This is a genomic window from Sphingobacterium sp. SGR-19 (assembly GCF_011043555.1).
GTDB lineage: Bacteria > Bacteroidota > Bacteroidia > Sphingobacteriales > Sphingobacteriaceae > Sphingobacterium.
Map to the genome: position 1 here is coordinate 250,888 of NZ_JAAKGS010000004.1, position 24,839 is coordinate 275,726.

The 24,839-nt window shown below is 42.6% G+C and carries 18 protein-coding genes; 14 read left to right on the top strand and 4 right to left on the bottom strand.

Annotated elements, in window-relative coordinates; all coding sequences use genetic code 11:
* Positions 1 to 9 precede the first annotated feature (9 nt).
* The 6 genes from G5B43_RS10370 to G5B43_RS10395 all read left to right on the top strand — a co-directional run bounded on the left by G5B43_RS10370 (position 10) and on the right by G5B43_RS10395 (position 6,496).
* Positions 10 to 1,746 (top strand): GMC oxidoreductase, encoded by a 1,737-nt coding sequence (locus G5B43_RS10370; RefSeq protein WP_165294668.1) that lies wholly within the window; start codon positions 10 to 12, stop codon positions 1,744 to 1,746.
* An 11-nt stretch (positions 1,747 to 1,757) separates the two neighbouring features.
* Complete coding sequence (locus G5B43_RS10375; protein WP_165294669.1) at positions 1,758 to 2,396, top strand: gluconate 2-dehydrogenase subunit 3 family protein; 639 nt, start codon at positions 1,758 to 1,760, stop codon at positions 2,394 to 2,396.
* A 22-nt stretch (positions 2,397 to 2,418) separates the two neighbouring features.
* Entirely contained in the window at positions 2,419 to 3,000 is a 582-nt protein-coding gene (locus G5B43_RS10380; protein ID WP_165294670.1) for a tRNA-(ms[2]io[6]A)-hydroxylase, read from the top strand.
* 528 nt (positions 3,001 to 3,528) lie between these two features.
* The gene (locus tag G5B43_RS10385) at positions 3,529 to 4,563 is read left to right on the top strand and encodes an LLM class flavin-dependent oxidoreductase (RefSeq protein WP_206367316.1); all 1,035 of its coding nucleotides are present in this window, start codon (positions 3,529 to 3,531) and stop codon (positions 4,561 to 4,563) included.
* Positions 4,564 to 4,582: 19 nt separating this feature from the next.
* A complete protein-coding gene (gene rlmN / locus G5B43_RS10390; RefSeq protein WP_165294671.1) occupies positions 4,583 to 5,641 on the top strand; it encodes a 23S rRNA (adenine(2503)-C(2))-methyltransferase RlmN in 1,059 nt (352 codons plus the stop codon).
* Positions 5,642 to 5,803: 162 nt separating this feature from the next.
* A complete protein-coding gene (locus G5B43_RS10395) occupies positions 5,804 to 6,496 on the top strand; it encodes a ComF family protein (protein ID WP_165294672.1) in 693 nt (230 codons plus the stop codon).
* 3 nt (positions 6,497 to 6,499) lie between these two features.
* Here G5B43_RS10395 and G5B43_RS10400 read toward each other — a convergent pair whose 3' ends face one another.
* On the bottom strand, positions 6,500 to 6,886 hold the full coding sequence (locus G5B43_RS10400) for a VanZ family protein (protein ID WP_240904836.1): 387 nt from the start codon (positions 6,884 to 6,886) through the stop codon (positions 6,500 to 6,502).
* 178 nt (positions 6,887 to 7,064) lie between these two features.
* Between G5B43_RS10400 and G5B43_RS10405 the strand changes: the two genes are divergently transcribed.
* From G5B43_RS10405 to G5B43_RS10430, 6 genes are all read left to right on the top strand, one after another.
* Positions 7,065 to 7,400 (top strand): PadR family transcriptional regulator, encoded by a 336-nt coding sequence (locus G5B43_RS10405; RefSeq protein ID WP_165294673.1) that lies wholly within the window; start codon positions 7,065 to 7,067, stop codon positions 7,398 to 7,400.
* A gap of 29 nt (positions 7,401 to 7,429) precedes the next feature.
* Entirely contained in the window at positions 7,430 to 9,166 is a 1,737-nt protein-coding gene (locus G5B43_RS10410; protein WP_165294674.1) for a PspC domain-containing protein, read from the top strand.
* Positions 9,167 to 9,169: 3 nt separating this feature from the next.
* Positions 9,170 to 11,578, top strand: coding sequence for an outer membrane beta-barrel protein (locus G5B43_RS10415; protein ID WP_165294675.1), 2,409 nt, complete (start codon positions 9,170 to 9,172; stop codon positions 11,576 to 11,578).
* A gap of 63 nt (positions 11,579 to 11,641) precedes the next feature.
* Positions 11,642 to 12,469 carry an ATP-binding protein gene (locus G5B43_RS10420; protein WP_165294676.1) on the top strand — a complete coding sequence of 276 codons (828 nt, stop codon included), beginning with the start codon at positions 11,642 to 11,644 and terminating at the stop codon, positions 12,467 to 12,469.
* A gap of 5 nt (positions 12,470 to 12,474) precedes the next feature.
* Complete coding sequence (locus G5B43_RS10425) at positions 12,475 to 14,796, top strand: glycosyl hydrolase family 95 catalytic domain-containing protein (RefSeq protein ID WP_240904837.1); 2,322 nt, start codon at positions 12,475 to 12,477, stop codon at positions 14,794 to 14,796.
* 44 nt (positions 14,797 to 14,840) lie between these two features.
* Positions 14,841 to 16,142, top strand: a complete 1,302-nt coding sequence (locus G5B43_RS10430) for a UDP-N-acetylmuramoyl-tripeptide--D-alanyl-D-alanine ligase (RefSeq protein WP_165294677.1) — start codon at positions 14,841 to 14,843, stop codon at positions 16,140 to 16,142.
* An 18-nt stretch (positions 16,143 to 16,160) separates the two neighbouring features.
* Here the strand turns inward: G5B43_RS10430 and G5B43_RS10435 are convergent, their stop codons facing one another.
* The 3 genes from G5B43_RS10435 to uvrA all read right to left on the bottom strand — a co-directional run bounded on the left by G5B43_RS10435 (position 16,161) and on the right by uvrA (position 21,127).
* Entirely contained in the window at positions 16,161 to 16,595 is a 435-nt protein-coding gene (locus G5B43_RS10435; RefSeq protein WP_165294678.1) for an RrF2 family transcriptional regulator, read from the bottom strand.
* Between the two features lie 66 nt (positions 16,596 to 16,661).
* A complete protein-coding gene (pafA, locus tag G5B43_RS10440) occupies positions 16,662 to 18,299 on the bottom strand; it encodes an alkaline phosphatase PafA (RefSeq protein WP_165294679.1) in 1,638 nt (545 codons plus the stop codon).
* 11 nt (positions 18,300 to 18,310) lie between these two features.
* Positions 18,311 to 21,127 (bottom strand): excinuclease ABC subunit UvrA, encoded by a 2,817-nt coding sequence (uvrA, locus tag G5B43_RS10445; RefSeq protein ID WP_165294680.1) that lies wholly within the window; start codon positions 21,125 to 21,127, stop codon positions 18,311 to 18,313.
* A gap of 232 nt (positions 21,128 to 21,359) precedes the next feature.
* Here uvrA and G5B43_RS10450 point away from each other — a divergent pair, with 232 nt between their 5' ends.
* A complete protein-coding gene (locus G5B43_RS10450; RefSeq protein WP_240904838.1) occupies positions 21,360 to 24,068 on the top strand; it encodes an alpha-L-rhamnosidase in 2,709 nt (902 codons plus the stop codon).
* 154 nt (positions 24,069 to 24,222) lie between these two features.
* Positions 24,223 to 24,807: an RNA polymerase sigma factor gene (locus G5B43_RS10455; RefSeq protein WP_165294681.1), complete on the top strand. Its 585-nt coding sequence runs from the start codon at positions 24,223 to 24,225 to the stop codon at positions 24,805 to 24,807.
* Positions 24,808 to 24,839 lie beyond the last annotated feature (32 nt).

Below are 24,839 nucleotides of genomic sequence, written 5' to 3' on the forward strand. Positions count from 1 at the left end.
CACAAAAATATGGGCGTTTATCAGATAAAAGAGAGTCCGGAAGTTTATGACGCTATTGTTGTAGGGTCTGGAGCAGGCGGTGGTATGGCAGGTTATATGCTAGCCCACGCCGGACTTAACGTATTGATGTTGGAAGCAGGGCCGTTTTGGGATCCCGCAAAGGATGCATTGCAGTTGCGCTGGCCTTGGGAGTCGCCCCGTAGAGGTGCGGGAACAACTCGTCCGTTTGGTGATTTTGATGCCGCTTATGGTGGATGGCAATTAGAAGGAGAGCCTTATACCACGGTAACGGGGACAGAATTTGAATGGTTTCGTGCCCGCATGCTTGGCGGGCGAACAAATCACTGGGGACGTATTTCTTTGCGGATGGGACCAGATGACTTCAAGCCAACGGATAGTGTTACCGAGGAATGGCCTATCAGCTATGAAGAGGTTAAACCATTCTATGATCGGGTAGACCGGATGATCGGTATATATGGTACGGTAGAAGGTTACCCGAATGAACCAGACGGGATCTTTATGAAACCGCCGAAACCACGTTTAGGGGAGCTTTATATCGCCAGAGGAGCAAAAAAAGCTGGTGTTCCAGTTCTGCCTGGACGAGGAGCAGTTTTGACAGAATCGTCGCCGGAGATTAAGGGGCGTGGAACATGTTTCTATTGTGGGCAATGTGGAAGAGCCTGTAAGGTCTACGGAGATTTTTCTTCTTCTTCCTGTCTGGTTATGCCGGCAATGAAGACCGGAAATCTAAAAGTGATAGACAACGCTATGGTTCGTGAGGTACTCACAAACGATGAGGGGCTGGCGACTGGTGTTTCTTACGTAGATACGAAGAGTTTACAAGAATATGCTGTAAGGGGAAAAACGGTGATCTTGGGTGCAAGCGCCTGTGAAAGCGCGCGCATTATGCTGAACTCTAAATCGTCCGCCCATCCAGGTGGAGTTGGTAATAGCAGTGGCTTAGTGGGGAGGTATCTACACGATTCTACGGGATCAAGTGCTTGGGGATTCCTACCACAATTGCTAGATAGGAAACGTTTTAACGAAGACGGTGTAGGCAGTGTGCATATTTATTCTCCTTGGTGGGGAGATAATAAGAAATTGCGTTTTCCCAGAGGTTATCATATTGAATATGGTAGCGGATTGAATATGCCAGGGTATGGATTCTTAAACTGGGTTCCTGGAGCTGTCGGAATGGTGGCAGGAAAGAATGGAGAAATGCGGGATAGTGGTGGATACGGCGCTATGCTCAAGCAAGACTATCGTCGCTTCTACGGTGCATCCATCGGCATGGCCGGACGCGGCACTGCTTTGGCAAGAAAAGATAACTATTGCGAAATAGATCCAACAAGAGTGGATAAATATGGTATTCCTGTATTACGTTTTCATTACAAATGGGCCAATGAGGAGGTTGAACAAGCCAAGCACATGCAAGACACATTTAAATCCATCATGCACGAGATGGGAGCTGTTGTTTTGTCGCCCGAGCAAGGGCCAGAAACAAAATATGGTTTGGAAGCTCCGGGTGTGATTATTCACGAAGGTGGTACTACGCGTATGGGAAATGATCCGAAAACTTCTGTGTTGAACAAATGGGGACAGGCGCACGATTGTAAGAACTTGTATGTAGTAGATGCGGGCCCTTTCGTGCAGCAAGGAGACAAAAACTTAACTTGGACCATATTGGCGCTGTCCATGCGTACAGCGGAATACATATTGGAAGAAAAGAAAAAGTTAAATGGCTAATCGAAAAAGATATGAATAGAAGAGAATCGCTTAAGGCTTTAGGTTTACTTGCCGCAGGTGCCGGTGTTTTAACGACAGCCTGTAATGGGGAGAGTGCAAAGGAAGCGAGAATCGCCAGTGAGACTTCTGATAAACTGCCGGGCGTAGAGGATTGGGAACACGAACGGACGCAAAAACTATTAGAAGAAAAGTTTTTTACAGACCATGAAATGGCGACCATTACGGTACTAGCGAATATTATTATACCAAAGGATGATGTGTCTGGAAGTGCTTCAGAAGCAGGCGTGCCCGACTTTATCGAATTTATTGTCAAGGATCTTCCCTCCAACAAAATCCCTATGCGCGGTGGGTTAAAATGGACAGATGTACAATGTCAGAAACGTTATGGCAACGCTTTTATAAAATGCACGAAAGAGCAACAGATTGAATTTATCGACGAAATTGCTTATCCCGATAAAGCTAAACCGGAAATGCAACAGGGCGTTGCGTTCTTCTCCTTGATGCGTAACTTGACGGCCTCGGGGTTCTATACGACGGAAATGGGGGTTAAAGATATCGGTTACGTGGGAAATAGGCCTGGTGTATGGAACGGTGTCCCTGAAGATGTATTAAAGGAACACGGGTTTGACCTAGAGAACTTTTTTGGGTAATTTTGGGGTTTATTGAATTCGTATGTTAGGATTAAAATTATTGACAGACCCTCGTTGGGCAAATATCGCAGAATCTAATTTGGATGAAATTCTGACGGATCACGCGTGGTGCGAACAAAAAGCGGCGTCTAATGCGATTACGTTAATTACGCAGAATCCGGAACATGAAGATCTCGTTCACGAGTTGACTGCTATTGCCATAGAAGAAATGCAGCATTTCCAGATGGTGATTGATATTATTAAAGCTCGGGGATATGCATTAGGAAGGGAAAGAAAAGACGACTATGTCGGACAGTTGATGAAATTCTCTAAGAAAGATGGTTCCCGTAACCAAGCTTTTATAGACCGACTACTGTTTGCGGCGATGATTGAAGCGCGTAGTTGTGAACGTTTTCGCGTGCTTTCTAAAAATATCAATGACCAAGAGTTGGCAAAATTCTACCACGATTTGATGGTTTCAGAGGCTAATCATTACACCACTTTTCTCCATTTTGCACGTAAATATACAACGGATGTCGATGTTGACAAAAGATGGCAGGAATGGTTGGATTTTGAAGGGGAGTTGATTCAGAGCTACGGGAACAAGGAATATATTCATGGTTGATTGGGTACTTTTTTTAGAAAAAAGTACGACAAAAAAATCGTCGCTGCGGATATTTGACATATTGGACAGTGCTAATGATGGATTTCTTCAGACGTCAAACATCCGGAGGCGACCTTTTAAGGTCAAAGAAGGGAAGTGCAATATCTTTCAGACTTAAACATTCTACATATCTCAAAAATCTAATACGCTTCTCATAATAGTCGGATGTGACCTTTAAGGTTAATTTGGGATGGTGCAAATGCGTATATAAAAGCGATCAATATTGCTTTGCGATTATGCGGGTTAAGTCGACATGGTATCGTTCTGCGTTGATTTTTACGAAGGCTATTCCGTTAAAAACAGAATCATGTTTGAACGAAGTGAGTTTTATTCTGTTTAGGAATAGACGAGAAAAAATAGCAGAGCTATACAAGTCGTGATCTTTTGTTTCTTTTCCATCTAGGGAAAAGAAAAAGGCAAATTTCTTGATGTATATCAATGTTTTGACGTTGGGGGTACACTATTTTTGTAGCAGAAAGGAAAAAAGCTATGATCGAATTAGGTATAGGCATGTTTGGGGATGTACACATAGATCCCGCAACCGGCAAAATGCAATCTGCGGCGCAACGTACGCAGGAAATAATCGAAGAAGTAAAGTTGATGGACGAGGTTGGGGTGGACTTCTTTGGAATGGGTGAACACCATCGTATAGATTACGCCGTTTCTTCTCCCGAAATTATATTGGCGGCAGCTGCCACGGTAACCAAAAACATCAAATTAGGTAGCGCCGTTTCCGTTATCAGTTCGTCGGATCCCGTTAAGTTATTTCAAGATTTTTCGACGGTGGATCTGCTATCGAATGGTCGTGCGGAAATAATGGCCGGTCGCGGATCTTTTATTGAGTCCTTTCCGTTATTCGGTTATGATTTGAAGGACTATGCGGAGCTTTTTGAAGAAAAATTAGCATTGCTATTGCGATTGAATAAGCAAGAGACGGTTACTTGGTCGGGTAAATTTCGGAAACCGTTGATAGATCAGGAAATCTTCCCTCGCCCCGTTCGTGGCTCTTTACCCATTTGGGTAGCTGTCGGAGGAACAACGTCGTCAGTAATCCGGGCAGGGAAATTGGGGCTTCCCGTTATGTTCGCAATTATCGGGGGCGCCATTGAAAACTTTAAGCCGTTATTTGAAGTGTACCAACAGGCGTGGGAGGATAATGGACATGCTATGGAAGACTTTCAGGTAGGTGTCCATATGCATGCCTTTTTTGGTGAGGGCGGGCAAGCCACAGCGGATCAATATTATCCATTATACGCGGCACAAATGAATAGAATCGGTGCCTCCAGAGGTTGGCCCCCTTATCAGCGCTCACAATACGATTTCGGCCGGTCCAAGCATGGTCATTTGGTGGTCGGTGATGTAAATGAATCGGTAGAAAAAATTCTGCACGTTATCGAGATGTTCGGACTTACCCGTTTTTCGGCTCACATGGATGTGGGTAGTCCAGATCATAAAGACATGATGAAAGCAATTGAATTGTACGGCTCGCAGATTATCCCGAAAGTGAAAGAGGCATTGAAATAAAATTCCCTATCTTTGTACCGTGGTACAGCAGAGTAAATTAATTGATATCAGGAGTTTAAGTTTATCGGATTTAAAAGATAAACTAACTGCGATGGGTGAGCAAGGATTCCGGGCGAAGCAGGTATATGAATGGCTATGGTCGAAATCATGTACAGATTTCGAACAAATGACAAATCTGAGTAAGGCGCTACGCGAAACACTGAAAGATAATTTCGAGATACGTGCTGTGAAAGTTCGGGAGTCGCAGGTGAGCTCGGACAAAACCATTAAGAGCAGCTTCACTCTGTATGATGGAAATGTAATCGAGGGCGTGCTGATTCCGACCCCGGATAGGATGACAGCGTGTGTAAGCTCGCAGGTAGGATGTAGCCTTACCTGTAAATTCTGTGCTACGGGCTACATGGAGCGAAAGCGTAACCTTCAAGCCGATGAGATATACGATCAGGTTGTATTGATTGCTAAACAGGCTGAGGAAAGATACCACCAACCGTTGACCAATATCGTCTATATGGGAATGGGGGAGCCGTTGTTGAATTACAGCGGCATGATGAAATCAATAGAGCGGATTACGGCAGCCGATGGATTGAATATGGCGGCAAAGCGCATCACCGTATCTACCGCTGGTATTGCGAAGATGATCAAAAAACTGGGAGATGATGAGGTTCGCTTTAATTTAGCTTTGTCATTACATGCTGCAAGCGATGAAAAGCGAAACCAGATCATGCCCATTAATGAACAAAACTCCTTGGCAGCATTGGCAGACGCATTAAAATATTACTACACAAAAACTAAAAATCCGGTAACTTTCGAATATATTGTGTTCCATCATTTTAATGATGAATTGCAGGATGCAAAGGAGCTTGCCCGGTTTTGCAAGCATGTACCTTGTAAAGTGAATATTATCGAATACAACCCTATCGCTTTGGCTGATTTTGTGAATGCTGAGGCGGATAAAATCGATCAGTTTGCAAATTATTTACGCAGCCAGGATATTGTGACGAACGTCCGCCGCAGCCGGGGGAAAGATATCGATGCTGCTTGTGGCCAGCTTGCTATTAAAGAAGAAACCGTAGTTTAGAGAGCAAAGAACAGTTCTCTCGTATCTGTGATTATTACTCACAATTGAGGTTTGCAGAAATATACACTTCGCACTACAAATCCTCTCAAATATCCAAAGCGACGATTTTTTGATTCTTTTTCTAAAAAAGAAGTAAATTTGTATATACCAATTGTAAACAGTATGCAAATCAAATCGTATTGGGAAAGCTTTGTATCTATCTTATTCCCGCCATTGTGCGTTTCCTGCGAAAATGTTCTTTTGTACCAGGAAGAATTTATCTGTACAACCTGTCGATTCTATTTACCTATAAATGATCATTATCTTTTCAAACAAAACGGAATAACCCGACGTCTATTGGGCAAAGCACCTATTGATGCTGGTGCGGCCTATCTCTCGTTTTCAAAATCTTCCCTAGTACAAGCTATAATTCATAAATTGAAATACCGTAAAGACCAACGAGTTGGAAAATATCTAGGAAGGTGCTTTGGAATCCAATTGCTCGCTTCTCCGTTTTACGCGAATATCGATGTGGTGGTCCCATTGCCACTGCATGAAAAAAAGAAGCAGATTCGAGGATATAATCAGAGTGAATATATTGCACAAGGAATTGCCGAGGCGATGTCGTTACCTCTAAACCAAGCGGATTTTATAAGGGTAAAAAATACGGAAACACAAACCAAGAAAAGTCGTGTGGAACGCTATGACAACGTCGAAAATGCTTTTTCTTGTGTTAAACCGTCAGTCTTTGAAAATAAACACATATTATTGGTGGACGATGTTTTTACAACCGGGGCTACTATTGCCTCTGCGGCACGAACACTTGCCGAACAGTGCCATTGTAAAGTTTCTGTGGCTGTATTAGCGATAGCCTAATTGCTATCCATATATGCGTCTCCGATAAAACAATATATAGCTGAAGAGAGCCATACCTATCCCAACATAGTCGGCAAAAATATCCCACCAATCCGCTTGACGCCCTGTAGACAGGTAATATTGAATGGCTTCTGTACCGAAGGCAAAAATACCGGCAATGAGAAATGTAACGATGATCGTTTTTATCTTAGAGGGGTTACCGCTAGCGGGTGAAATAGAACCCAATAGCAGCAATGCAGTAAAGACAAAGAAAAAACCACAATGTGCCATCTTATCAAACCCTTCAAAAAAACTAACTCCCGGCATATCATCTGATGGCATTCCCATGAGCAGAAGCATCATAATACCCCAAATAACGGCCCAAATGTAGTTAAACAAGTTTCTCAACATGGGGGATAAAAGTCGTGTTAATTGGGGAACTTTCAAAGCAAATTATATTTAAAAACAGTTAATTATGGATGAATTAAAAAATAATTTACTGTAAATGAGCTTTTTATAGTTTGTTTTGTGATTTTTATAGTACTATGTATTGCATAGTACAATATAAAACATATATCTTTGTCATGTTATGATAGCAGAAAATACACAAACCCAAATGCGGAAAGGAATACTGGAATACTGTATCCTTTCTATCATTTCCCGAGGGGAGATTTATGCTTCAGATATTATTGGAGAGCTTAAAAAAGCCCAATTATTAGTGGTAGAGGGAACATTATATCCCTTATTAACACGTTTGAAGAACAACGGGTTGTTGAGTTATACATGGAAAGAATCAAGTTCAGGGCCTCCTCGTAAATATTATCAAATTACGGATGAAGGACGCGCTGTGTTATCCAGACTAGACGTAACATGGAAAGAACTTGTTTTTGCAGTGGAAACATCCCTGCTAGGGCGAAACGACTAATAACAACATCTACATATATTAACAAAGTCATGAATAGGACAATTATTATAAATATCAACAGTATTGTCTTCCACATTGAAGAAGATGCGTATGATACGCTACGATCGTATATGATTGATATTAAAAAGCATTTTGGAAATACAGCTGAAAGCAAAGAGATACTGGAAGATATTGAAAATCGCATTGCGGAAATGTTTAATGAGCGTATCCAAACAGGACGTAAGGAAGTCATCAATTTGGATGATGTTCAACGGGTCATTGAGCAGATGGGGCGTGTAAGCGACTTTGAAGAAAGCGAGGGAACACCGGTAGAAGAGGACTTTCGTCATGAGCAGCGGGCGGCACAACCACCCCATGTAGAATATGTCGGTAAAAAATTGATGCGCGATCCGGATGACAAAATGTTGGGCGGGGTTTGTAGTGGGCTGGCACGTTATTTCGGTATAGAGCCCATTTGGATACGTATTCTATTGGTGCTTTTCTTCTTACTTGGCGGTTCGGGTGTTTTGGCATATATTATACTTTGGATTGTAATGCCTATCGCAGAAACCCGTGCCGATAAAATGGCCATGCGCGGTGAGGAACCAAATTTACAGAACTTTAAAAAATCCTTTGATGAAGAAGCGAAGAGTTTTTCCGAAACTTTTTCTGGTACCGGTGAGCGTATCGGCCGCGGCGCACGGACAGCCGGAAATCTATTGAGCGGTTGTTTAGGTCTGATCGGGAAAATGATTGCATGGGTTATGTTGATTTTCGCAGGCTTAAATTTATTAGGATTGTTCATCTTTTATGTGTTTAATATGATGAACTTCTTTGGACTTGAAAACCCGATGTTCTTTCCGCCGTTGAAAGGATTGGCAACCAATGATGCTATTATTGCATTGACTTTTGGCTTTCTGGCGATTGCTATACCATTTTTTGCCTTGTTTTTTTGGCTTACACGCATCTTGTTTAAAACTGACAAATTAAATAGCTATCTGTCGTTGACCATGTTTGCTGCTTGGATCGTATCCATCGTGGGGATCGTCTACTATTGTATAGCCGCCTCGCAAGATTTTCGGGAAAAGAGTACTATCAATGTGCAAAAAAGCATACAACCGCAGGAAGTCTACTATTTTACGGAGAAAGATATCCGCGTCCTGGATGCTAGTGAGCAAGACTCCCTAAAATCAAAATTTAATATTCAGCTGGATGGACAGGACTTGCGGAACTACCTGCATCGTGATATCAGCATCTACTTTGAAAATATCGATTCACTGAGCCAGCCCTATATACAATATAGTTATTCTGCCAAAGGAAAAACCTATCAATTGGCTTCTGACCGCGCACATAATATCGCTTATGAGGCTATCCAAGAAGATAAGACTCTTTTGTTCCCTAGTCATTTTTTGTTGAAGAAAAATGCGCTGGATAGAGATCAGCAAGTGGCGGTGACCGTATATCTCCCCCAGGGTGCTAAGGTAGTACTTCAAAGAGAAATAGAACATAAAATTCGGGACATTTCTTATTGGGAGTGTCGCAACAACTATCCTAATGAAAATCAACAGAAGTACACAGAGTGGACAATGACTAATGTCGGGTTACGGTGTGCACAACCACCAAAGCCAAAAGAAGAAGAGGAAGAGAACGTGAAGTCCAGAACGGAAGCTTTATCGGATGGCGTAGAGGTAAAGCCAGACTCTGTCATCCGTATTGACGGTTCCAATGTAACCATTGAAGTGAAAGACAACAACGTAAAAATCAATACTAAAAAAGAAGAAAGTTAATATATGCGCATTATTTTAAATGTATGTTTTCTCCTCGTTACTGTATTTACAGCACAGGCCCAACAAGGGGAAGTAAGCGGTCGTGTTTTTAATGAACAGCAAGAACCGATAGCAAATGTGTCAATTTACTTATTGACGGCAAAAGTAGGAGCCCTCATCAAAACAGAGGTAACCGATGAACATGGACGATACGTCATAAAAAATGTATCCCCTGGTGAATTTGTGGTGCAGGCTTCATCTGTAGGATACGAAACAAGCAAATCTTCTTTATTAAAGGTAGCAAGTCAATCTGTTACCGTAGACGATATAATATTAAAACCCGAATCGCAAGCAATCGACGCTGTAACGGTGGAAGGACAGGTGCCCCTCGTTCAACAACGGGATGGAAAGCTGATCTTGAACGTGGAAAATTCTACGTTGGCAGCAGGTAATAATGCGTTAGAAGTGGTGCGACGTGCTCCGGGAGTAAGCGTTGACAAGGATGAGAATCTCCAGTTAATGGGACAACAAGGTGTAAATGTAACGATTGATGGCAGGCAAACATATATGAGTGGCGAACAGCTGTCGACCTTTCTTAAATCCATGAACGGCGACCAGATTAAAAGTGTGGAAGTCAGTACGATAAGAAGTGCGAAGGAAGATGCGGAGGGAACGGTGGGCACCATTAACATTGTTTTGAAAAAGAACAGACTAGAAGGTTTCAACGGGTCGTTTCTTGCCAGTGGGGCACATGGTAAGCATGCCCGGGGGAATTCGTCACTGAACCTCAGTTATAAGAAAAACAACACGACTGTTTTCGGAACGTATGGTTTCACTCGGAATAAGAGGCAATTTGATTTGGGGTTGGAGCGAAAAATTCCTTCTGAAGAGGTCGGTGACCGGGTTTTCGATCAAGACGCTAGCTTGGTGGAAACTAATAAAACCCACAATTACCGAATAGGGATAGAACAGAAGACATCCGAAAGGAACACCATGCTATTGCAATTTTCTGGCGATAATGATAGGGAAAGCTCCGTAAACGCGAGTTTGACCAATATTGGTCCAGAGTTGGGTCTTGTTGACTCGGTACTACGTACGGTAACGAATAGTAGAACGCCTTTCAATCGGTACTCCGTGAACTTTAACAACGAACTTCAGCTGGATACATTAGGCGGAAAATTGATATTTGATTTTGATTGGACAGCATTTCGCAATGATGCCGATATTGATTACGACTATAAAACCTATCTTCCAGACGGGAATCTGTCTTATGCTCCCGAAAAATGGCGGACGGGGATGCCGGTCGATATCGATATTTATGTTGGGAAAATCGATTTTATAAAAAAATTGGGTAAGGGAAAGCTAGAATCGGGACTAAAATATAGTCGCGTAAAATCAGATAATAATTTAGCTTTTGAAAGATTTGTCGATAATACCTGGGAAGATTTTGAGGGGCGTCAAAATCATTTTATCTACACGGAGGAGATTGCTGCAGGCTATTTGGATTATAACCGCTCTTTCGGAGCAACCGATATCAAGTTAGGTGTCCGCGCAGAGTATACGTTTTCGGATGCCCATTCGGTCACCAACGGCGTAACCAATAAACGTGACTATTTAGACTTTTTTCCCTCAGCGAGCATCTCTCACGCGGTTAACGAAAACAACATTATTTCTTTAAGTTACGCGCGAAAGATCTCGAGACCAAACTATCGCTATTTGAATCCCATGCCCTATTATATAGATAAGTTTACCTTTATGTTAGGGAATCCGTATCTCCGACCTCAGTACACAGATGGATTTACATTAAATTATACGCTCTACAAAATGTTCAATATAACACTGGGTACGGATATTACGAACGACGCTATGGTTGAAAGCATGGGGCAAGATGATATTAAAGGCGAGTCCTGGGTGACGCGCGAAAACCTTGCCAGAACAGTGACTTCCTATCTGAATATCAACGCGCCATTTAGAATAGGAAAAATTTGGACAATGAACAATAACCTGACAACGATCTATATGCATTTTAACGGGCCGATAGCTGGAGAATATGCTGACCTAGGTTCTGTTTTCTTTCAAGGTCGTAGTACGAACAATTTTAAGCTGACCAAGGCACTTTCTGCGGAGTTGGCCGTTGATTACAATAGCCCATTCCTCTATAATATTTATAAAATTCATGCACGCTGGGGAACGGATATAGGTATCAATTATAATTTCAAAGACGAGCGAAACTCGCTGAAATTGGCAGCAACAGATATTTTCCGAACACAACAAAATAACGTATCGACAGATTTTGGCCAGTTCAACTCCATGATCCGGCAGTACAATGACAATCAAACCGTTCGATTAACGTATACCTATAAATTCGGTAATTTGAAACAACAGATCAGAAAAAGAGACTCCGAATCTGAAGAAGCAAGCCGCGCCCGGTAGGTCAATAAACCAAACTCCTAAAAAATTGTTATCTTGTATGGGTTTAAAATAAAAAATATACAAATGAAACGATTACTTCTTTTTTCTTTAGGAGCGGCATTGTCTACGACGGCATTTGGCCAGCATCAATTAACGGAATTGTGGGAAACGAAAAATTTACCGGTTCCCGAGTCTGTGCTTTATCATGCCGGAAATGATGTTTTATACGTGTCATTGATTGACGGAGACGGTGCGACAAAAGATGGACAAGGAGGCGTTGCTGTGTTAAATTTAGATGGTAGCGTAAAAGATCAAAATTGGGTAACGGGAATGAACGCGCCCAAAGGAATGGCTAGTTACAAAGATTTTTTATATGTGGCTGATATCACCGCTGTTGCGGTTGTTGATCTGGTGACGGGTAATGTCGTTAACGAAATTGAGTTCCCCGGAGCTGTTTTCCTGAACGATGTGACGGTCGATGATAACGGTGTTGTCTATGTATCAGACACCCGCACGGGGACTATTTACCAGATGCGAAACAACAAGCCAACGGTGTTTCTGGAAAATGCGCCGAATGCCAACGGGTTGAAATTTATAAAAGGAAACCTCTATGCTTTGGTAGGACCAGAATTATGGAAGATCGATGCTAACAAGAAAAGTACTGTTATTGCGAAAGGGTTTGAACTGGGAGGTGACGGATTGGAACCGATAGGTAACGATGGGGACCTTCTCGTTACATGTTGGGGAGGCTTGGTATACTATGTAAAGGCGGATGGCTCTTCCGAGAAGTTGATGGATGTGCGCGGGAAGATGAACACCGCAGATTTGGGTATACACCCAGAGACAAATACGATATACATTCCTACGTTTAACAGCAATAGCGTCAAAGCTATTAAGCTCGATAAAAAGTAAAAAGGTTGAAAGTCATAAATGTGATCATCTTCCTTCACCTTGTCTGCAATCTGTATGCGCAGGATTTGACGATGTGGTACGATAAACCCGCGGTCCGTTGGGAGGAAACCCTGCCTCTGGGTAACGGGCAGATTGGCATGATGCCTGATGGGAAAATTCTGGACGAATCTATCGTATTAAACGAAATATCCATGTGGTCGGGAAGTCCAGAAGACCCGAATAATGGCAATGCATATAAAGGCGTCGATCGTATTCAAAAGCTGTTGATGGCGGGGAAGAACGATGAAGCGGAAATATTGGTCAACAGGAACTTTGTCACGAAAGGAAAGGGCTCGGGGCACGGGAAGGGAGCAGAGATACCCTACGGTTGTTTTCAGAACTTCGGCTACCTCAATTTTTTGCATACGATACCCGGAGGGGTTTCGCAGTATAAACGCACGTTGGATCTGGCAAATGCTACCGCCACAACGTCCTTCGAGGCGAATGGTATATGGTACCTGCGCGAATATTTCACCTCGTTTGACAGGAATGTCGGTGTTGTCCGCTTGTCGGCGAATAAGAAAGGTGCCATTACCTTTGCTACACATTTTTACAGGGATGAAAATGTGCGTCATATGAACGTGACTGATAACGAAATGACATGGAGTGGCACATTACCCGACGGAAAAGGAGGGGATGGATTACGGTTCGCGGGGAAAGTAAAAGTCATTACCAATGGTGGCAGCCATATGACGCATGACCATCAAGTCATTGTTAAAAATGCGGATGAAGTACTGCTCGTTTTTGCAGCGTCAACGGATTATTATGGACACCGTCCTGACGAGGCTGTTGAGCGTTTGTTGGCCGGTGCTGCTAAATGGACATACAAAAGTCTGTGGAAAGCACATCGCCAGCAATTTGGAAATGTTTTTGGTCGTGTCTCGTTACATTTGGAAGATAACCGGAACAGCCGGGACATTCCTACCGACCAACGCATCGAGCAATTTTTTGAGGATCCTGCGCAGGATAACGCCATGGCGGCTTTGTACTATCAATTCGGCCGATACCTTAGTATATCCAGTACCGCGCCGAACGTAAGAAACGCGCTTCCCCCAAATCTGCAGGGTTTGTGGGCGCATCAAATCCAAACGCCCTGGAATGGAGACTACCATTTGAACGTTAACGCACAGATGAACCATTGGGGGGTCGAAGTAAATAATCTTTCGGAGTACCATATACCTTTTATTAATTTGATTAAGCGTATTGCGAAAGAAGGTGAAAAGACAGCCAAAGCTTATTATAATGCGCCCGGTTGGGTGGTCTATATGATGACGAATATTTGGGGGTATTCGGCGCCGGGCGAGCAAGCATCGTGGGGCGCAAGTACAGCATCGGGCTGGCTTTGCAACCACTTGTGGGAACATTATCAGTTCACAAAAGACGAAAATTACCTCGCTGAAATATATCCGGTACTAAAAAAAGCCGCTGTTTTCTACCATGCGACACTGGTTAAAGAGCCTAAAAACGGTTGGTGGGTAACTGCGCCATCAGTTTCGCCGGAAAATGCTTTCAAGATGCCGAATGGTAAGGTGGCGTCGGTAGCGATGGGGCCTACAATAGACAATCAGATCGTGCGGGAGCTGTACGAGGCGGTAATCGAAGCAAACGATATACTCCAATTAAAGGATCCATTTGTGGTAGATCTGGAACGGCAACTTCGTGATGTGCCGCCGCCGGTGGTTGTCAGCAACTCAGGGCGTGTGATGGAGTGGTTGGAGGACTACGCAGAAGTTGAGCCTCAACATCGCCATGTGTCGCATTTATATGGACTATATCCTGCGCACTTCATTTCGCCGGTCAGCATGCCCGAGTGGGCGGAAGCAGCAAAGAAAACGCTACTTGTAAGAGGAGACGAGGGAACGGGATGGTCTCGTGCTTGGAAGATTTTGTTCTGGGCTCGGCTGCATGATGGTGATCGCGCGTTGGAGATTCTCCGGCAATTGCTCAAACCTGCTTTTAAAGATGAAGCGAGTTATGTAGGCGTGGGAGCCGGAACATATCCGAATCTTTTCTGTGCGCATCCACCGTTCCAGATCGACGGCAACTTCGGCGGCTCTGCGGGAATTGCCGAAATGCTCATACAGTCGCATGACGGTTATATCCACTTGCTCCCCGCGTTACCTAAAGCGTGGCATAGTGGTGAAGTGAAAGGATTGAAAGCACGGGGAAATTATACCGTGGATATTCGATGGAAGGATGGTCGCGTAACAAACTTCAAGGTGCGCGGCAAAAAGGATGAAACCGTGAATGTTTTTGTAAACGGGAATAAGATCAAGAAAAAGATATAGTAAGTTTAAGGGGATAAAACTACCTTTGTCTAAAAATAAGCAACATGACAATCGAGCAGTTATATTCTTTATATAAAGAGCATTTCTCGGTATCTACAGATACACGTAACATCATACCTGATAGTATATTTTTTGCCTTAAAAGGAGAACGGTTTAATGCAAATGAATTTGCAGGGCAAGCGTTAGCGAGCGGCGCCAAATGGGCAGTTGTCGATGAAGCAAAATATGCAACGGATGAACGCTATATTCTGGTAGAAAATGTATTGGCTACGTTGCAAGATCTGGCACGGTATCATCGTGGCCAGCTAAACATACCGTTTATCGGAATCACCGGAACGAACGGGAAGACCACCACTAAAGAGTTATTACATGCCGTATTATCGCAACGCTTCAAAACGTATGCGACAAAAGGAAATCTTAATAATCATATCGGTGTTCCGCTAACCGTGCTTTCGATAAATGACAACATTGAAATGGCGGTTATCGAAATGGGTGCTAATCACCAGGAAGAAATTGCATTTCTGTGCGACATTGCTAGGCCCACACATGGTCTGATTACCAACGTAGGAAAGGCACATTTGGAAGGTTTCGGTTCGTTTGAAGGGGTGAAGAAAGCCAAGGGCGAGCTGTACGATTTTCTTAAAACTCATGATGGTGTGCTGTTTCTACAAGGAGATAATGAACATCTGCGAGAAATGGAAATACAGCGCGGAATTTCAAAAATTGTTCGCTATGGTTTTTCATCGGCAAATGACGTCATAGGACGACTGGAATATGCAAATCCACTACTTTGTGTTTCTTGGAAGACAGGGGATACAGAGGTATATCAAACAACACAAACGCAACTGACAGGTTCATATAATACGGAAAACATATTAGCGGCAGTTGCCGTAGGGCATTATTTCGGCATAGATGATGACCATATCAACCAAGGGATTGAGGCTTATGCACCGACTAATAACCGTTCCCAAATTACCAAGACGATACACAATACTATTATTGCTGACTATTATAACGCAAATGTAAGCAGTATGGAAGCCGCGTTGGCTAATATAGCAGTTATCGAAGCGGAACATAAAGTAATCATACTAGGCGATATGTTTGAATTGGGTGACGATGCTACGAAAGAACACCGATATGTGGTCGACAAGGCGCTAGCCATCGATGCCGATCGGACCATCTTTGTGGGTGAGGCGTTTTATGCTCATCAAAATACGAAAGCGGAATTTTACGAAACGACGGACAATGCTAAAGAAGCTCTCAGAGAACATCCTGTTGTTAACAGTACTATCCTACTGAAAGCTTCTCGTGGAATGGCATTTGAAAAACTGATGGAGACGTTGTAAGGCTGTATTATTTCGTCCTTAATCCAAGGACAAGTGCTTCTCTTTATTAATAAGTTGTGCGATACTTGTATCATTAAGAATCTGCAGCATCGCATTCCGCACCTCAATAAAGGTATCGCGGATACCACAAGCGTGCTCTTCCACACACTCCTCACAGGAACGGTAAAAATTAAGACTCACGCAAGGTAGTAGGGCGATAGGGCCGTCAATTAATCGCATAACTTGGGAAAGGTAGATATCTTCTGGCGCTTTGTTTAAGCTGTATCCCCCACCGGCACCTTTTTTAGAATACAATATGCCGGCGTTACGCATTTCCAAAAGAATTTGTTCCAGGAACTTTTTAGGAATACGTTCCTCTTCTGCAATCCTTACAATTTGCATAGGTTCTTTTCCGTAGTTACGTCCCAGCACCATGAGCGCCTTGATGGCGTATTTTGTTTTCTTAGAAAGCATGTGTTCCCTTTTTATGGATCAATCAATAGTAGCCGCAAAGATACGGAAAAATAATTTGCCCTTGACTTATTGGCCTAATACCTCAACGATCGGCTTTCCGATGTTGCCATTAGGCTCCATAATATGCAGCAATGACGCCAGTGTTGAAGCGATATCAACAACATGTACTTCTTTATTGCTTACACCTTGCGATATTCCCCAGCCCATGAATACGAGAGGTATGTGTGAATCATATGGTGACCACACACCATGAGTTGTTCCCGGGCTACGCGGCGTGCCGGCATACCATTGGGGATTTGCGATAATCTGGATGGCACCACTATGCTTTCGGTTATAACCATTGATAATTTTCTCTCGAAGCGGAGCGGGAATGAACATATTCTGGTTCCCTTCCATATCAATAACATATGTAATGCCCTCTTCTCTGTTAAGCGAATTAATGATTGTTTCCTTGACATCTTTAAGACTGAGTTGAAGGGAATCGATGAGCGCGTAATTGAGATGCACTTGGTAATTCATTAAACTCCTTACGATTTTATCGCTGCCAAATTTTTCTTGAAGTTCGCTATTCAGGCTACGTTGGATTTGCCGTGTAAATAAATAGCCTCCATTCCCTTGCTGATCTGTGTAATACATGGGGTTATAAGACGCGGCATGATCTGCGGTAAGAAAAAAAGTATAGTTACCTTTTCCTATATGTTTATCTAGATAAGCCAAAAAATCCGCAATATCCTGGTCAAGACGGAGATATGTGTCCTCAATCTCTACTGCCGATAAGGAGTAACGGTGACCAACATAATCTGTTGCTGATAAGCTCACGCACAAAAAGTCTGTATTCTCTGTTGGGTTGTTACCCAATTGCTCCTGTTCGATAGCTGCTTTAGCAAAGTCGAGGGTCAATGTATTTCCCTGAGGTGTTGTCTTGATGAGCTCGTAACCGACATCGTTCATCAATTCAGAAGTTTTTCTGGGAAATGTGGAAGCCTCTTCACCAGGCCACTTGCCCTCATAAGGGGTGTCGTCAGCCGTGCTGTTGGTATACGTTTCGATAGGGTATAACGTATTCCAGTCTTGCTTTAAATATTTATCCGCCAGTTTCCGTTTGTTAAAATCCTCAACCCAATGAGGTAAATTTTTCATATAAAATGTACTGGAGATCCAATTTCCGGATTTCCCTTCCAACCAATACGCCGCGTCTGCAAAGTGGCCGGCAGGGAGGATTCCACCGCGATCTTTCATGGAGATACCGATAACTTTAGACCGAAAGTTGGTCGCCAGTTTCAATTGATCGGTAATGGTGGATGCCAGTAGGTTGCGAGGCGATTGCTGTCCTTCCTTTTCTTGTGTGCCTACTCCCTGGACGTTGTCATCTTGCGTGCAATACATGGGTTGCCCCGTCGCTTGTACAATCCAATCATTTCCCGCGATGCCGTGGATAGAGGGAACGGAACCAGTATAAACAGAGCTGTGTCCTATTGCTGTAAACGTCGGGATATAATTAAGAAGGGTGTTCTCACAAGAAAAACCTTCATTTAACATACGCTTGAAACCGTTATCACCATATCTATCGGCAAATCTATAGAGATAGTCCCATCGCATCTGGTCCACCATTAATCCAACGACCAACTTTGGGCGTGCGGGTTGTGCATGTCCTTGAAGCGCTATAATTATGGTCGAGAGACTTGTAAAGAAAAATTTCCACATAATAACTTAGTTTACTTAGAAACGGTAGCTAAAGGTAGATGATTTTTTAAATACTTCCCAGTATAAGATTCGTTACATCTCATCAAATCTTCTGGTATGCCTTCAAAAACGATCTCTCCTCCTTTATTTCCGCCTTCTGGTCCGATATCGATAACCCAATCGGCCGTTTTTATCATCTCCATATTGTGTTCAATGACCAGAATACTGTTGCCCAGCGCAATCAGTGCATCAAACGCTTTAAGTAGTTTGTGAATATCGTGGAAATGCAGTCCGGTTGTCGGTTCGTCGAAAATGAAGAGCGTTTTCTTGCTGTTGTTGCCTTTAATCAAAAAAGAAGCGAGCTTGATACGTTGTGCCTCACCTCCCGATAACGTACTCGATGGTTGTCCAAGTTTTACATAACCTAATCCCACGTCCTGTAAAGGTTTGATTTTGGCAATGACTTTAGGTACGTCAATGAAGAATTCCATAGCTTCATCCACACTAAGGTCTAAGACGTCAGCTACCGATTTTCCTTTGTATTCCACGTCCAACACATGTTGCTTGAACCGCTTACCACCACAAGCCTCACAGGGGAGTACGATGTCTGCCATGAACTGCATTTCGATTTTTACTTCGCCGTCCCCTTGGCATACGTCACAACGACCCCCTTCCACGTTGAACGAAAAAGCAGCAGGTTTTAGTCCAGATGCCTTTGCAGCAGGTAAATTAGCGTAAACTGCTCTAACTTCATCCCAGCCTTTCACATACGTCACAGGGTTGGAACGCGAGGATCTACCGATCGGGTTCTGATCGATCATTTCGATTTGTTCAATACTCGTTATATCGCCTTCCAATGCGTCGAATATGCCAGTTTGCTCGCCACTATAGTTACCGATGGCTTTTTGTAAGGCCGGATATAGAATCCGTTTGATGAGGGACGTTTTTCCCGATCCAGACACACCCGTTACGACTGTAAATACATTTAACGGGAAGGTTACGTTAATTCCTTTCAAATTGTTTTCCCGAGCTCCTTTGACGACAATAGAATCGCGCCATTTGCGTCGTGTTTTAGGTGTAGGGATGGTTAATTGACCGTTTAGATATTGTCCGGTTAAGCTGTGTTTGTCTTGCACGATTTCTGGATAAGTTCCTGCGAAAACAAGTTGACCGCCATTGATTCCTGCCTCGGGTCCAATGTCGATAAGATAGTCGGCGGCTTCCATCATCTCTTGTTCGTGCTCCACTACGATAACCGTGTTTCCTACATCGCGGAGCGATTTTAACACGCCGATAAGCCGCTGTGTGTCGCGAGGGTGTAGACCAATACTTGGCTCGTCCAATACATAGATAGAGCCAACCAATGAACTACCTAACGATGTGGCTAAATTGATGCGTTGCGACTCTCCACCCGAAAGCGTATTGCTCAAACGATTTAAGGTAAGATAGCTCAATCCCACATCACACAAGAACTGAAGTCGGTTGACAATCTCGGCAAGCAATCTTCTTGCAATGAGCTGTTCGTGTTCCGTTAAATTAAGCCCCTTGAAGAACTGTAGTGCTTCTTCTAATGGTAATAATACAATATCAGTAATAGATTTGCCAGCAATCTTGACATAAGTGGCATCTTTACGTAAACGTGATCCCTTACAATCGGGGCAATCCGTCTTTCCGCGATAACGCGACAACATAACCCGATATTGTATTTTGTACGTCTGTTGTTCCAGTTCTTCAAAAAACTGGTTCAATCCAGCAAAATACTTATTTCCTGTCCATAATAATTCCTGCTGTACAGGTGTTAGGTCACCATAGGCGCGGTGTATAGGAAAATCAAACTTGAGTGCGTTGCGTACCAGGCGGTTCAGCCATTCACCCATTTTCTCTCCTCTCCACGGAGCAATAGCACCATCATATACCGAACGGCTTTTATCTGGAATGACCAAATCGGCATCGATACCGATAACCTTGCCATATCCCTCACAACGTCTGCAGGCACCATAAGGGTTGTTAAAGCTAAAGAAGTTTGGTGTAGGTTCTTCGAATACAATTCCGTCCAACTCGAATTTATCGGAGTAGTGCTTTCTGTTGCCGTCGATGTCGACATAACATTCGCCTTTCCCTTCGAAAAAAGCAGTCTGTAACGAGTCGGCAATGCGGCTGTTTGTCTCGTCTTGTTTATCTAACCGGATACGATCTACAACAATGTGCACTTCTCCCGCCTTAAAATCCTTATTTTGTATCGTTGTATCTTCGATAATACTTTCTATCTTCTGTATCTTTTCTTCAAAAAGAACCCGAACAAATCCCTTTTGAAGTAGCAACGATAGTTCCTCTTTTAGCTTCCGTTTATTGATAGGTATAAGTTCTGCGAAAATAGTAATCGTGGTGTCCTCGGGATATGTCATCAACTCATCGATAATAGAGGATATGGTATCTTTTGTAACTTGCTTACCCGAAATTGGAGAAAAGGTTTTGCCGATACGTGCGTAGAGAAGTTTAAGATAATCATATATCTCCGTAGATGTACCCACAGTAGAGCGCGGATTGGAAGTAATTACTTTCTGCTCGATGGCAATCGCCGGAGCGATCCCCTTAATATAGTCTACTTCAGGTTTATTCATCCGGCCCATAAACTGTCTGGCGTAAGAAGATAAACTTTCTACGTAACGTCGCTGTCCCTCTGCATAGAGGGTGTCGAAAGCAAGAGAGGATTTCCCTGAACCTGACATTCCCGTAATGACAACTAGCTTATTTTTAGGAATATCGACATCGATGTTTTTCAGATTGTTGACCCGCGCACCCTTAATTTGGATAAACGACTTCGCGTTTTGTTCCGATTTTTTTGACATAACCCACAAAGGTAAGGATTTTGTCTGTTATAAGTCTCCATTATGCATTCGGAATAATTAGTTGGTCGCTTCTTTTTTACTTTGTGTGTGATGAACAGGACACTACAGGATAGTAAAGGGAGGAAATAGTGTTAATTTGGACATCTGCAGCTTCTATTGCCCTAGTGATGAGTGGAGTATGTGGAATGAAAACAGAACCAATCTAAATTTAATAAAAGGTAATTTTAAATGTATGCGTAACAAATCCATTCACTGTATTTCTATGATCATCATGAAAACCTTTCCATATTATCTGATTTTCGGAATTTCTCTTTTTTTAGGGAATAGTATGCTGTATGGTTTTTCCTATGATCGAAATGTCGGTAAGGGAAAATCACGTTTTCTGACGGAATTTCTGCAAAACCCAATTGGTATAGACAATTCTTCGCCTAGGTTCAGTTGGACTTTCGAGGAAAAATATAAGGAACAGCAGGCGTACCAAATTTTGATCTCGGAAACGCAGGATTTTGCAGTTCCGATTTGGAACTCTCAAAAGATCGAGTCAAATAATAATGTTGTCATATACAGTGGGCCAAAGTTGCAATCCTTTACGCAGTATCATTGGAAAGTAACGATTTGGGATAAAAATGGCAAGGTCTTGACTTCGCCCCCCACTACTTTCGAAACGGGTATGATGACACCTGATGAATGGAAAGGTGTCTGGATTTCAGATCATAACGATATAGATGATAAGAAGGCTCCTTATTTTAGGAAGAAGTTCGAGTTACAGCATAAAAATGTAAAACATGCCCGTGCTTATATTGCTGCAGGAGGTCTTTTTGAGCTCTCTATCAATGGTGCTAAAGTTGGCGACCATCGCTTAGATCCTATGTATACCCGGTTTGATAGAAGGTTATTATATGTGACCTATGATATTACAGAACATCTCCTGCGGGAGCAGAATACACTGGGGGTCGTCTTGGGCAATGGTTGGTATAACCATCAGTCTACCGCAGTTTGGTTTTTTGATAAGGCTCCTTGGCGAAATCGACCTACTTTTTGTATGGATGTGCGTATCACATATGAAGATGGTACTGTGGAAACGATAACTACGGACAGATCTTGGAAAACGAATAGCGGGCCGATTATTTTTAACAGTATTTATACGGCAGAGCACTATGATGCCCGTTTGACCAATACAGGATGGGATACGAAGGATTTTGACGATTCGGCTTGGAAAGAGGTACACATTCGGGCTGCCCCTTCCAATAATATTGTCGCCCAGCAGTTATACCCTATACGTAACACTTCGAAGCTGACTGCCAAACAAGTAAAGAGAATCAATGATACGACCTATTTATATGACTTTGGACGCAATATTTCGGGGGTAACCGAGTTAGTTATAAAAGGAAAGAAAGGCACAGTTGTCAGGCTGGAGCACGGAGAGCGATTGGATAAGGAGGGGCGATTAGATATGTCCAACATCGATCATCATTATCGACCCACGGATGACACCGACCCATTTCAAACAGATATTGTCATCCTCAGCGGAGCGGAGGATCAGTTTATGCCGAAGTTTAACTACAAGGGTTTTCAATACGTGGAAGTAACGACTTCTCAGCCATTAAAACTGGGGATGGAAAATCTTACCGCTTATTTTATGCATTCTGATGTTCCATCGATTGGAAAAATCCATAGTTCAAATCCTACTTTAAACAAAATTTGGGAAGCAACAAATAACGCATATCTTTCTAATCTATTTGGTTATCCAACGGATTGTCCACAGCGGGAAAAAAACGGCTGGACTGGTGATGGCCATATTGCTGTAGAGACTGGATTATATAATTTTGACGGTATCACGATTTACGAAAAATGGATCAATGACCACCTTGATGAGCAACAACCAAACGGGGTGCTCCCTGCAATCATTCCGACCAGTGGGTGGGGATATCATTGGGCAAATGGTCCGGATTGGACCAGCACCATCGCCATTATACCTTGGAACATCTATCTTTTTTATGGCGATACCACCTTGTTGTCGAGAGCGTATGATGCGATGAAGAAATATGTAGATTACATTGATTATAAATATCCCTCCGGACTGACTGACTGGGGGTTAGGTGACTGGGTTCCTGTCAGGACGAAATCGAATGTGGAGCTGACCACCTCCATTTATTTTTATGTAGATGCAGATATTCTTGCTAAAGCGGCAAAAATTTTTGGCCGTACGGAAGATGTTGATAGGTACAGCAAGTTGGCAGTCAAAATAAAAAATGCGATTAATGCTAAATATTTGGATTACGAAAAAGGTATTTATTCCAGTGGGACGCAGACAGAATTAAGCATGCCTTTATATTGGAAAATAGTGCCGGAACATCTGGTAGAAAAAGTTACTCTTAATCTTGTTGAGAAGGTCAAAACCAATAATTACTTTTTAGACGTAGGTCTACTCGGTACCAAATCCATTCTAAATGCCTTAAGTGAAAATGGTTATGCCGATATAGCCTATCAGATTGCTTCTAAAGAAGAATATCCGTCGTGGGGATGGTGGATAAAAAATGGCGCTACCACCTTGTATGAAAACTGGGATATTGGTGCCAAGAAAGATATTTCCATGAACCATATTATGTTTGGGGAAATAGGCGCATGGTATTATAAGGGCCTTGCAGGCATTAAGCCGATGGAAACCGCACCGGGATTTGAAGAAGTTAACATCAAACCTTTTATTCCTGAAAATCTGAAAGAGTTCTCTGCCAGTTTTCATAGTGTCAGAGGAGAAATCAAGGTTTCGTGGCGACAAGAAAAATCAGATGTTTATCTGACGATACAGATTCCTTCTAATATGAGGGCGAGATTTGCTATTCCAATGATGGAGAATAGAAGGCCTTATTTAGCAGGCAAGGAAATAAAAGACAAGGAAATTGTTATTGGGCAGGGAGAATACGAACTGTTGTTGAAATAAATTGCATATATTAACTCATAAAAGCAGGATAGTGCAGGATAGTTGCTGGTTTACATTTTGATATTTTTGAAATAGCTAGTTGTACTAGGCAATGTAGGTTCATTGTTATGGTGCATGATAATATAAGCCTGCGGGAATATGCAATCTTTTGGTAATGGCCCAAATTATAAATACGATATCGGACGTTGAATTTGCGGATTTCAAGACCGGAGACCATAAGGCCTTCCGCAGGGTATTTGATGCTTATCACAAGCCAATCTATAACTATGCTTATAAGTTTTGTAAAAATCATGAGGAAGCGGAAGAACTTGTTCAGGAAGTGTTTGTTTCCCTGTTTCTACACCGTGACAAGATAGAAAGTCCCGACAGTCTTTATGCTTATCTATTTATCATCACCAAACGGATAACAATTTCCATTTTCAGAAAAAAGGTGGTGAAATCCAAATTTGCCGAGCATTTGAAGTATAGTTGGAAAGAAGCATGTAGAAGTACGGAACACACACTCGATATGACCGAGTTAACCAGCGTATGGACTAATGCCATTGAGCGCCTGCCCGAAAAGCAACGGGAAGTCTATACATTAAATAAAATCAATGGATTATCTTATGAGGAGATTGCGGATAAGATTGGCGTCTCCAAATACACCGTTAAGAATCAATTGATCACAGCATCCAAAACGGTGAAACTAATCGTGAAAAATATTTATCTTCTACTTTTTTTATTAAAAAATTTATTTTAATCTAGTCCTTTTTTATTGCTACTTCGTTTATA